Genomic DNA, 11,832 nt, shown 5'->3' on the forward strand with positions numbered 1-11,832 from the left:
ACCTGTGCAATGAACTCGCCAAGAGCATCCGCCTGCGCGGTGACCGCCTTGGTCGATCCGGAAAGTGCGGCCGGCGTCACGGCGCCGGCCGGACGCTATGTGCTGCAGGTGGGCGCGTTTCGCGTGCTCGAAGATGCCGAAGCCCTGAAGGCGCGTCTGGCCTTCCTGGGCTTTGACGTGCGACTGCAGCAAGCCCAGGTGAATGGCGTGCTCGTCAATCGTGTCCAGGTGGGGCCCTATGCCAAGCTGGACGATATGAACCGCGCCCGCGCGCGCCTCGCCGAGAACAAGGTCGAGGCGACGGTCGTGCGTCAGTAATCGTGATCGGAACCGCCGGCAGGATCGCGGGTCTGAGTGTGAACGTCGGCGCATGGTGCGTCGACCCTCTGGCGGGAGCGTGGCTCTCGCGACTGAAACAGGAAGCGTTTCCATGTTGAATCGTGCTTTTCGCCGCCGGATCCTGGCGGGCCTGGGTGCTCTGGCAGCCTCGATGGTCGTAGGCGTGGCCGGTGCCGCGCAGGAGCAGCCTGGCGCGCAGGGTTTCGTGAACGTCGATCCCCCGCAGGCCACCGCCGCGGGCGGCAAGATCGAGGTGCTCGAATTCTTCCAGTATGGTTGCCCGCACTGCCGCGCCATGGAGCCCCTCACCAAGACGTGGCATGGCAAGCAGAAGGACGACATCGCGCTGCAACGCGTGCCGGTGGCCTTCAACGCCGCCATGGAGCCGTGGCAGCGTCTGTACTACACCCTGGAAAGCCTGGACCGCCTCGATCTGCAGCAGGCCGTGTTCAATGCGGTGCAAGTCGATCGCAATCCGCTGAACAACCGCGCCCGCGTCATCGAATGGCTCGGCAAGCAGGGCTTGGACGAAGGCAAGGTCGGCGCGATGTACGACTCGTTCGGCATCGTCTCCAAGGTGAACCGCGCCAACCAGCTCATCAAAGCCTACAACCTGCAGAGCGTGCCGACGATCGTAGTGGATGGTCGCTACATGACGTCGCCGGCACTCGCCAACGGCTACCAGCAATCGCTGGACAAGACCGACGAGCTCGTCGCCAAGGTGCGCGCCGCCCGCTGACCGACCCCTCGCCGCCGCTGACTCGCATCGGAGACTTCATGCACGTCTTCATCACCGGGGCGAGCAGCGGCATCGGCCGCGCGCTGGCCCAGCGCTATGCCAGCCAGGGCGCCACACTCGGGCTGGTGGCCCGGCGTGAGGAGAGCCTGAACCAACTGGCTTCTGGCCTGCCAGGCCAGCACCATGTCTACGCGCTGGACGTGCGGGACCGCCCGGCCCTGCACGCCGCGGCACAGGATTTCATTGCCGCCGCGAACGGTCGGGTGGACGTCGTCGTCGCCAACGCCGGCATCAGCCAGGGCACGCTCACCGACCAGCCCGAGGATTTCGCGGCATTCCAGGCCATCTTCGACACCAACGTGCTGGCCATGGTGGCCACGTTCGAGCCTTTCGTCGCGCCGATGCGCGCCGTGGGGCAGGGCGCGCTCGTCGGCATTGCCAGCGTGGCGGGCATCCGGGGGCTGCCCGGGGCCGCCGGCTATTGCGCTTCCAAGGCCGCGGCCATCAGCTATTGCGAGAGTCTGCGCAATGAGCTCGCAGGCGATGGCATTCGCGTCGTGTCGCTCCTGCCAGGCTACATCCGCACGCCGATGACCGATGGCAATCCCTTCCCGATGCCGTTCCTCATGAGCCCGCACCGTTTCGCCCGCAAGGCGGTGAACGCCATCGCGGCCGGGCGGCGTCAGGCCGTGATCCCCTGGCAGATGGCGATCGCGGCGCGACTGCTGCGCATCGTGCCGGTGCCCCTCTTCGACCTCTTCGCGCGACGGGCGCCCCGCAAGCCGCGCGGTGCGCCCACCGACGGGCTGCCGTGACACTATCCACCCCGCGGTCCGGATGCGATAATGAGATGTTTCCTCAATTCATCCCATTCCGTGGCCGGGCCGTGTTCGAGCGCTATTACCGCGACCTGCTGAACTTCTGCCTCCGGTTCTCCGGCAACGCGGATGCGGCGCTGGATACGGTCCAGGAAACCTACGCGCGTGCCCTGGGCGCGCGCCGTGAGGGCGAAGCCGTCACCGCGCCACGGGCGTTGCTCTACCGCATCGCCCGCAACGTCATGATCGATCAGCATCGCCGGGACACGATTCGTGCTGTCGATGAGGACGGCGTGGACGCACAGGCGGAGCGGCTGGCCGCGCCGGCCGCGAGCGAGCCCGAGTCCCTGGCCATGTCAGCGCAGGCGGTGGACGATCTCATCGGTGCCATCCAGGCGTTGCCTCCCCGCTGTCGGGAAGCCTTCGTCATGCATCGGTTCGAGGGCTATTCCCACGGCGAGATCGCCGAGCGGATGCAGATCTCCCAGAAGATGGTCGAGCAGCACATCACCTCGGCGCTGCGCGCCTGCCGCGCCTCGCGGCAGGCCTGGCAGGCACGCCATGCCGACGTCTCGCCTCGACCCGCCCAGGACGGTAGCCGCGCACGATGACGCCGCTGTCCGACGATGACTCCCCGCCCGGCGCGTCGCGCATCGAGGACGAGGCGCTCGCGTGGCTCGTGCGCCGCAGCGATCGCCCAGATGCCGAGACCGAGCGCACGTTCGCGGCCTGGGTCGGCGCTTCGCCGCGCCATCGCGAAGCCTATGAACGCTGGGCGCTCGAATGGCAGGCGCTCGACGCGGTGCCCGCACGTGCGCGCGAAGCACTCGGTGAGCCGGCGGCGATCGACAGCCGCTTGCCGACCTGTCCCCGACGTCGGGTATGGCTCGGTGTGGGGCTGGCAGCCGGTGCTGCCACCTGGTTGGCCGTGTCCCCGGATCGGCAAGGCCAGGCGGTCTCCCCGATCACGACAGCGCGCTACGCGACAGCCGCAGGCGAATTGCGGCCTCTGGTGCTGCCGGATGGCAGTCAGGTCGAACTCGACACGGCGAGCACCCTCTCGGTCGCCTGGGATGAGTCCCATCGCCGATTGACGCTGCCCATGGGCCAGGCGTGGTTCGACGTTCGCGAGGACGCGGCGCGGCCCTTCGACATCTTCGCCGGCCCCGCACGTGTTCGCGTCGTCGGCACGCAGCTGACCGTACGGCATCTGACCGGCAGCCAGGCGGGCGCCGTGGAGGTCGCGGTGCTGCGTGGTCAGGTGCAGGTGGGGTCAGGCGAGGTCGAGTCGGGCTGGCGACGCTGGTGGCATGCGCTCGCCGGCAACGAGGTGACGGTGTTGGCCGGCCAGCGTCTGCGGCTGTCTGCCCAGGGGCGGGCCGGTGCCGTCACCGCGGTCGACCCAGCGCGCTTGGCGCTCTGGCGGGATCGGCGCCTCGCGCTGGATGACGTGACGCTTGCCGATGCGCTGGCCGAGTTCGCCCGCTATGGCCACACGGTGCCCCGTCTGGCCGATGCCCGCGCAGCCAGCCTGCGCTTGACGGGCATCTTCGACGCCAGGCAGCCGGAGCGCTTCTATCAGGCCTTGCCGCAGGTCTTGCCCGTGCAGGTGCGGGAGGATGCCCAAGGCAGGGTGATCGCCAGCGCGGTTTGACGGAATCCGACCTGGGGTTTTCGGTGCGTCATGCGTCTACATGAGAATGCACTCGATTCCCATCCGCATTCCGGAGCGCGCCACCATGGTTTTTCGTCCTCCCGTTCTGGCGCCGTTGGCGTTGGCCCTTGCCACTGCCCTTGCCGGCCCGCTCGCCGTGGCCCAGACGGCGCCCGGGCCAGCCGTGTCGCTGAGCCTGCCGGCGCAGCCTCTGACCCAATCGCTGGACGCCCTGGCACGCCAGAGCGGCCTGTCGCTCATCGCACGCCCGGAAAGCCTGCGCGGCCGCATGGCGCCCGCAGTCACGGGCACGCTGGCACCCGAGACCGCGCTGTCCCGGTTGCTTGCCGGCAGCGGCTTGGGCGGGCGCATCGACGCAGGCACGATCATCGTCACGCCGGCGGTGGACGCGGCTCCCGCGAGCGGCGCAGCGCCCGTAAGCACGCTGCAGACGATCTCCGTGTCGGCAAGCGCGGATGCGTCTGCGCAGGGTCTGGCAGAGACGTACGCGGGCGGCCAGGTGGCCCGGGGCGGGCGCGTCGGGTTGCTGGGCAACCTCGATCTCCTGGACTCGCCTGTCACGGTAACGAGCTACACGAACCGGCTGATCCAGGATCAGCAGGCGCGCAGCGTGGCCGACGTGCTCCTGAACGATCCCACCGTGCGGGCGGCCCGCGGCTTTGGCAATTACCAGGAAACCTATTTCATCCGCGGCTTCCTGGTGCCCTCGGACGACATGGCCTACAACGGCCTCTTCGGCCTGCTGCCGCGCCAGGGCCTGGCGATCGAGATGGTCGAGCGGGTGGAGCTGCTGCGAGGGGCGAGCGCATATCTCTATGGCGCCACGCCGTCTGGACGCGGCATCGGCGGCACGGTCAACATCGTGCCTAAGCGTGCGCCCAACGAGCCGCTCACGCAGATCACGGTGGGCTCTGGCACGGGCTCGCCATTCCAGATCGCCGCCGACGTCGCCCGCCGCTTCGGCCCGGACGACAGCGCCGGCATTCGGCTGAACGCGGCGCGCCGTGAAGGCGGCAACGGCATCGGTCACGAGCGCACCGAGATGGGCGTGGCCACGGTCGGACTGGATTGGCGCAACAGTCACACCCGCCTGTCGGCGGACCTGGGCTACCAGGAACACACGTTGAAGGGCGTGCGGCCCAACGTGAGCCTGGGCGCGGGGCTCACGGCCGTGCCGGCGGCCCCGGATGCCCGTACCGATTATGGCCAGCCTTGGATCGCGTCCACCGAACGCGACCTCTTTGGCACGCTGCGCGCCGAGCACGACTTCAACGACGCGTGGACGGGCTGGATCGCCGCTGGTGCGCGGCGGGGAAAGGAATCCAACTCGCTCGCGGGCGTCACCGTGAACGATCTGGCGGGCAACGGCACCTTCTATCGCTTCGACAATCGCCGCCAGGATGACGTGCGCACGGCCGAGACCGGTCTGCGGGGCACGTTCCAGACGGGGGCGGTCGGCCATGAACTCGTCGCGCAGGCGAGCTTCTACGAGGGCAAGGAGAAGAATGCCTATGCGATGGACTTCTCCAACACGTTTCCCACCAACATCTACGATCCCATCGACTATGCGCGCCCGCCCATCTCGTCGGGCGCCTTCACGGGCAACGACCTGAGCGATCCGGGCCCGCTTGGCCGTACCCGCCTCACCAGCGTGGCGCTGGGCGACACGTTGTCGTTCTACGACGACCGCCTGAAGGTCACGCTGGGCGGGCGCTACCAGCGTCTGGACACGACGGCCTACCTCTACGGCACGGGCGCCGTGGACGCACGCTATCGCAAGAGCCGCGTGAGCCCGATGGCCGGTGTCGTGTTCCGGCTGCGCGAGGACACGTCGGTGTATGCCAACTACATCGAAAGCCTGGCCAAGGGGGACGTGGCGCCCACTCAGGCCAACAACCAGCCGGTGCGCAATGCCGGCGAGATCCTCTCGCCCTACGTGTCGCGACAGAAGGAGATCGGCATCCGCTACGACGGCGGGCGGGTGGGCGGCTCCGTCGCGCTCTTCTCAACCTCGCGCCCGCGCAGCTTCGTGAATGCGGACAACGTCTTCGTCTCCTCGGGCAACGACCGTCACCAGGGGGTCGAGCTCTCGGCCTTCGGCGAGATCACCCGAGGTCTGCGGGTGCTGGGCGGCGTGACCTGGATCGATGCGCGGCAGCGCGAGACGGGCAATCCAACACTGGACGGCAAGCGCGTGATCGGCGTGCCCGCGCGCCAGGCCAACATCGGCCTGGATTGGGACGTGCCCGGGGTGGCTGGCCTCTCCCTGAACACCCGGCTCGTCGCCACGGCCAGCCGGTACGCCGATTCTGCCAACACGCTGCGGGTGCCCGGCTGGGCGCGGTGGGACGTGGGCGCGAACTACGTCACGGATATCGCCGGGCGCCTCGTGACCCTGCGCGCACGCGTGGACAACGTCACCAACCGCGGCTACTGGGCCTCGGTAGGCGGCTATCCCGACAACGGCTATCTGGTGCTGGGCGCGCCGCGCACGGTGTCGCTGAGCGCGTCCTTCGAGTTCTGACGCCCGCGCGTCGTCAGTGCCGCAGTCGAGGCTGCGGCTCCCCTTTCTCCGGGATCGGCACGATGCCGCCCCTTACTGTCTACTGGAGTCCATCATGTCCTTTCATTCGCGAATGACCCTCAAGGCGTCCCGCCTGGCCGCCGTCCTGGTGCTGGCCTTCGCAGGCACGGCGCAGGCCCAGACGAGCCAGGTCCAGCTCCCGGTGCCACCGGGCGAAGCCGTCAATCTCACCCTGTCCGCCGATGGCCGCGTCGCCTCGCGCGATCTGGCGCGTGGTGTCTACCAGGTCGTGCACAGCGCTGCGACCGGGCGCCTCTACGTCGCGTCGTCTGAAGCCATCCCCAACGTTCGCGGCGGCGTGATCTACGAACTCGATCGCGAGTCGCTCGCCGTCACCGGCCTCATCCACACCGACGAGAAGAACTTTGGCCTAGCGCTGGGCGCCGAGGGGCGTGTCCTGTATGTGGGGCACAGCGTGGGCAATGCGGTGTCGGCCATCGATCTGAAGGAAGGCAAGGTGCTCGCCCGCACGACGTTCACCGAGCGCTCGGCCGATGGCACCCGCTACGGGCCGCGTGAGCTCGCCTACGACACCACCAGCGACACCCTTTATGTGGGCGGCGTGGGCGACCCGGGCCGGATCTGGGCGCTCGATGGCAAGACGCTGGACGTGAAGGCCAGCATCGGTGACGCCGGCAAGTGGGTGACCGGGCTGCTCGTGGATGCCGAGGCCAATCGGCTCTACGCTGCCAACGGCAGTGGCGAGGTACTCGTCATCGACCGGACCACGCATGCGATCACCGAGCGCTGGCGCCCGGAGGGCGGCAAGGAGTATCTGCTCCTGAACTTCGCCCTGGATCGGGCCACGCACCGGCTTTTCGTCTCGGATCACTCCAAGGCCAAGACCATCGTGGTCTTCGACACCCGCACGGGCAAGACGATCCGCGAGCTCGACGGCGTGGGCGAAAGCATGGACCTGCTGCTGAGCCCGGATCGCCGCACCCTCTACGCCACGCATCGCGAACGCGGCACCGTGACGGCGATCGACACCGAGAGCTACGAGACGACGGCCACGTTCCCGCTGCCGCCCAACCCGAACAGCCTGTTGCTCTCGCCCGATGCGAAGACGCTCTACGTGACGGTGAAGACGCCGTTCACGAAGGACTACCACGCAAGCGGCTGGGAGCGCATCGCCCGCATCCGGCTGGCGCCGTAAGGGAAGGGCCGGGGCCGTCGTGGGGTATAGTGCCTGCCCGGGCGCCCTGGGCGCCCCTGTGCCACTGCCGGAGCGCGCCATGCCCAATCGCCTGACCACCATCGCCACCCGTACCGGGGATGACGGCACGACGGGCTTGGGCGACGGGCGCCGCGTGCCCAAGGATGCGCCGCGCATCGCGGCCCTGGGCGCCGTTGACGAGCTCAACAGCCACCTGGGCGTGTTGCGCGCCGAGGCGTTGCCGTCCGGCGTGGACGCCGACCTGGTCATCATCCAGCACGATCTTTTCGATCTGGGTGGCGAATTGAGCATTCCCGGGCACACGCTGCTGGCGCCCGTGCGTCTTGCCTGGCTGGACGAGCGCCTTGCGCACTACAACGGCGAGCTCGCGCCACTGGCCGAGTTCATCCTGCCCGGCGGCACGCGGGCGGCCGCGCTCGCCCATGTCGCCCGGACGGCGGCGCGACGTGCGGAGCGCGACATCGTGGCCCTGGCGCACGCCGAGACGGTCGGCGATCTTCCGCGGCAGTACCTGAACCGCCTGTCCGACCTGCTGTTCGTGACGGCCCGCGTCCTGAACCGGGCAGCCGGCACGCCTGACGTGCTGTGGCAACGCCGCCGCACCTGAGATCCGCGCGTGCATTGACTCGCGCAAAATTCGCAGGGTACACTCATCGGCTTATCGAAAGAGTCCCAGGGTTGCGCTTAGGTTGTTGGCGTCAGCCCTAGTGTTACCCCGCTGTAAGCCCGGGTACAGGATTCGTGTGATACGGAACCCCGTCGATCCACTGTTGCGCGCATCGTGACGAATGCGCCATTCATGCGGTGTGTCGCGCGGGCACAATCCATCCGCTCTTTGTAGCCGGATCGCCTTGGCGGTTCGGATTCCTGCAGGGGCGGCGTTCGCACAAGTCCCCCGGAATCAGTAACAACGCGTGCCGCAGCGCCGTAGACAGCCTGCCATCGCGACGACAACAGGAATCCAACCAGGCCATGCCTACTATCAGCCAGCTCGCGCGCAAGCCGCGCGCCGTCGAACAGACGAAAAGCAAGAGCCCTGCGCTCGAGAACTGCCCGCAGCGCCGTGGCGTTTGCACCCGCGTCTACACCACGACCCCGAAGAAGCCGAACTCGGCACTGCGCAAGGTCGCCAAGGTGCGTCTGACGAACGGTTTCGAAGTCATCTCCTACATCGGCGGCGAAGGCCACAACCTGCAGGAGCACTCGGTTGTGCTCGTGCGCGGCGGCCGTGTGAAGGATCTTCCCGGTGTGCGCTACCACATCGTGCGTGGTTCGCTTGACCTGCAAGGCGTCAAGGACCGCAAGCAAGCCCGCTCGAAGTACGGCGCCAAGCGCCCGAAGAAGGCCTGATAGCAAGTTTTCAGTGCCGCGCCCGGCGTGCCGGACGTGGTGTGCAGCCGTAGCCTGGCCCCTTGGCCGGCGCGGTCCGTAAGTGGTCGCTCCCGATGGGCGGCCGTGACCCTGGTGAACCAGGGTTCAACTGAGCAGACACAAAAGGAATCGAAATGCCTCGTCGTCGCGAAGTACCCAAGCGCGAAATTCTCCCGGATCCCAAGTTCGGTAACGTCGAACTGGCCAAGTTCATGAACGTGGTCATGCTCTCCGGCAAGAAGGCCGTCGCTGAGCGTATCGTCTACGGTGCGCTCGAACAGATCCAGACCAAGACCGGCAAGGAGCCCGTCGAAGTCTTCGCTACCGCCATCGCCAACGTCAAGCCGCTGGTGGAAGTCAAGAGCCGCCGTGTTGGCGGTGCGAACTATCAAGTCCCGGTGGAAGTGCGTCCCGTCCGCCGCCTCGCCCTGGCCATGCGCTGGGTGCGCGAAGCCGCCAAGAAGCGTGGCGAGAAGTCCATGGATCTTCGCCTGGCTGGCGAACTCATGGATGCCGCCGAAGGCCGTGGCGGCGCCATGAAGAAGCGCGAAGACACGCACAAGATGGCCGAAGCCAACAAGGCCTTCAGCCACTTCCGCTGGTAATTTCACAGCGGCGTCGCGAAGCCGCGGCATCATGGATGCCCGCGCCCGGCAGGTAGCCCGCGCTCCACGGCGCGGGCCGTGCCACCCGCAGTTGGGCCACCCTGTTGACGCAGCGGCGCCACTCTCAAGGAACTCATACCATGGCTCGCAAGACTCCCATCGAGCGCTATCGCAATATTGGTATTTCCGCGCACATCGATGCCGGCAAGACCACCACGACCGAGCGCATCCTGTTCTACACCGGCGTCAACCACAAGATTGGCGAAGTCCACGATGGCGCTGCCACGATGGATTGGATGGAGCAGGAGCAGGAACGCGGCATCACCATCACCTCGGCTGCCACCACCGCATTCTGGCGCGGCATGGCCGGCAACTATCCCGAGCACCGCATCAACATCATCGACACCCCGGGCCACGTGGACTTCACCATTGAGGTGGAGCGTTCCATGCGCGTGCTCGACGGCGCCTGCATGGTGTATTGCGCCGTGGGTGGCGTTCAGCCGCAGTCCGAAACCGTTTGGCGCCAAGCCAACAAGTACGGCGTGCCGCGTCTGGCCTTCGTGAACAAGATGGACCGTACCGGTGCCAACTTCTTCAAGGTCTATGACCAGCTCAAGCTGCGTCTGCGCGCGAACCCGGTGCCGGTCGTGATCCCCATCGGCGCGGAAGACACGTTCAAGGGCGTGATCGACCTGGTCAAGATGAAGCAGATCATCTGGGACGAGGCCAGCCAGGGCACGAAGTTCGAATACGGTGACATTCCCGCCGAGCTGGCTGACGAAGCCAACAAGTGGCGCGAGAACCTGCTGGAAAGCGCCGCCGAGTCGTCCGAAGAACTGATGAACAAGTACCTGGAATCGGGCACGCTCTCTGAAGAAGAGATCAATGCCGCGATCCGCGCACGCACCATCGCTGGCGAAATCCAGCCGATGCTGTGCGGTACCGCGTTCAAGAACAAGGGCGTGCAACGCATGCTCGACGCCGTTATCGACTACCTGCCTTCCCCGGTGGAAATTCCCCCGGTCAAGGGCGAGGACGACGATGGCAACGAGATCACCCGCCGCGCCGACGACAGCGAGAAGTTCGCTGCGCTGGCCTTCAAGCTGATGACCGACCCGTTCGTCGGCCAGCTGACGTTCGTGCGTGTGTACTCGGGCGTGCTCAAGTCGGGCGACACCGTCTACAACCCGATCAAGGGTAAGAAGGAACGCATCGGCCGCATTCTGCAGATGCACGCGAACAACCGCGAAGAAATCAAGGAAGTTCTGGCGGGCGACATCGCCGCTGTCGTGGGCCTGAAGGACGTGACCACGGGCGAAACCCTGTGCGACGTCGACTCCCACGTCATGCTCGAGCGCATGGTCTTCCCCGAGCCCGTGATCTCGCAGGCTGTGGAGCCGAAGTCCAAGGCCGACCAGGAAAAGATGGGCATCGCCCTGTCGCGCCTGGCCCAGGAAGATCCGTCGTTCCGCGTGCGCAGCGACGAAGAATCCGGCCAGACCATCATCTCGGGCATGGGCGAGCTCCACCTGGAAATTCTCGTTGACCGCATGAAGCGCGAATTCAACGTGGAAGCCAACGTGGGCAAGCCGCAGGTGGCCTACCGCGAAACCATCCGCAAGACTGCTGACGACGTCGAAGGCAAGTTCGTCAAGCAATCGGGTGGCCGTGGTCAGTACGGTCACGTCGTGATCAAGCTCGAGCCCCTGGAACCGGGCGGCGTCGGCTTCGAGTTCGTGGATGCCATCAAGGGCGGCGTGGTGCCGCGCGAGTACATCCCCGCAGTCGAGAAGGGCATTCGTGACACGCTCGGCACCGGCGTGCTCGCCGGCTACCCGGTCGTGGACGTCAAGGTCACGCTGGTCTTCGGTTCGTACCACGATGTGGACTCGAACGAAAACGCGTTCAAGATGGCCGGTTCGATGGCGTTCAAGGAAGGCATGCGCAAGGCCAGCCCGGTCCTGCTCGAGCCGATGATGGCCGTCGAAGTCGAAACCCCGGAAGACTACGCCGGCACCGTGATGGGCGATCTGTCCTCGCGTCGCGGCATGGTCCAGGGTATGGACGACATGGTCGGCGGTGGCAAGGCCATCAAGGCCGAAGTGCCCCTGTCGGAAATGTTCGGCTACGCCACGCAGCTGCGCTCGATGACGCAAGGCCGCGCGACGTACACGATGGAATTCAAGCAGTACGCTGAAGCGCCGAAGAACGTCGCCGACGCGATCATCACCGCTCGCACCAAGTAAACATCTGCGCTGCGCACCGGGGGCCCAGGCCTTCGGTGCCGCGCGTCAATTCCCGCAGATTCAGAATCCTGAAGGAAGAAAGAAATGGCAAAAGGCAAATTTGAACGTACCAAGCCCCACGTGAACGTGGGCACCATCGGTCACGTCGACCACGGCAAGACCACGCTCACCGCAGCGATCACCACCGTGCTGTCGAAGGCCTTCGGCGGCGAAGCCAAGGGCTACGACCAGATCGACGCAGCGCCGGAAGAAAAGGCGCGCGGCATCACGATCAACAC

At 66.8% G+C, this 11,832-nt stretch carries 12 protein-coding genes; all 12 read left to right on the forward strand.

The window, feature by feature from the left end; translation table 11 throughout:
- Positions 1–318, forward strand: a 318-nt coding sequence (locus IMZ29_RS21315; RefSeq protein WP_216188124.1) for an SPOR domain-containing protein, incomplete at its 5' end; no start/stop codon positions are given.
- Positions 319–430: 112 nt separating this feature from the next.
- Positions 431–1,078, forward strand: a complete 648-nt coding sequence (locus IMZ29_RS21320; RefSeq protein WP_216188125.1) for a thiol:disulfide interchange protein DsbA/DsbL — start codon at positions 431–433, stop codon at positions 1,076–1,078.
- A 38-nt stretch (positions 1,079–1,116) separates the two neighbouring features.
- Positions 1,117–1,893, forward strand: a complete 777-nt coding sequence (locus IMZ29_RS21325; RefSeq protein ID WP_216188127.1) for an SDR family oxidoreductase — start codon at positions 1,117–1,119, stop codon at positions 1,891–1,893.
- Positions 1,894–1,928: 35 nt separating this feature from the next.
- On the forward strand, positions 1,929–2,507 hold the full coding sequence (locus IMZ29_RS21330; RefSeq protein WP_253207358.1) for an RNA polymerase sigma factor: 579 nt from the start codon (positions 1,929–1,931) through the stop codon (positions 2,505–2,507).
- On the forward strand, positions 2,504–3,550 hold the full coding sequence (locus tag IMZ29_RS21335) for a FecR family protein (RefSeq protein ID WP_216188129.1): 1,047 nt from the start codon (positions 2,504–2,506) through the stop codon (positions 3,548–3,550). Before IMZ29_RS21330 ends, IMZ29_RS21335 begins: the two co-directional genes overlap by 4 nt.
- An 85-nt stretch (positions 3,551–3,635) precedes the next feature.
- Positions 3,636–6,095, forward strand: coding sequence for a TonB-dependent receptor (locus tag IMZ29_RS21340; protein ID WP_253207359.1), 2,460 nt, complete (start codon positions 3,636–3,638; stop codon positions 6,093–6,095).
- Between the two features lie 94 nt (positions 6,096–6,189).
- A complete protein-coding gene (locus IMZ29_RS21345; protein ID WP_216188130.1) occupies positions 6,190–7,311 on the forward strand; it encodes a YncE family protein in 1,122 nt (373 codons plus the stop codon).
- Positions 7,312–7,390: 79 nt separating this feature from the next.
- Positions 7,391–7,939, forward strand: a complete 549-nt coding sequence (locus tag IMZ29_RS21350) for a cob(I)yrinic acid a,c-diamide adenosyltransferase (protein ID WP_216188132.1) — start codon at positions 7,391–7,393, stop codon at positions 7,937–7,939.
- 365 nt (positions 7,940–8,304) lie between these two features.
- On the forward strand, positions 8,305–8,682 hold the full coding sequence (rpsL, locus tag IMZ29_RS21355) for a 30S ribosomal protein S12 (RefSeq protein WP_216188134.1): 378 nt from the start codon (positions 8,305–8,307) through the stop codon (positions 8,680–8,682).
- A 155-nt stretch (positions 8,683–8,837) separates the two neighbouring features.
- Entirely contained in the window at positions 8,838–9,308 is a 471-nt protein-coding gene (gene rpsG / locus IMZ29_RS21360; protein ID WP_216188136.1) for a 30S ribosomal protein S7, read from the forward strand.
- Positions 9,309–9,448: 140 nt separating this feature from the next.
- Complete coding sequence (fusA, locus tag IMZ29_RS21365; RefSeq protein WP_216188138.1) at positions 9,449–11,554, forward strand: elongation factor G; 2,106 nt, start codon at positions 9,449–9,451, stop codon at positions 11,552–11,554.
- An 84-nt stretch (positions 11,555–11,638) separates the two neighbouring features.
- A partial coding sequence (locus tag IMZ29_RS21370) for a GTP-binding protein (protein WP_253207197.1) occupies positions 11,639–11,832 on the forward strand: 194 nt, incomplete at its 3' end.

The organism is Verticiella alkaliphila (assembly GCF_018904615.1).
GTDB lineage: Bacteria > Pseudomonadota > Gammaproteobacteria > Burkholderiales > Burkholderiaceae_B > Verticiella > Verticiella alkaliphila.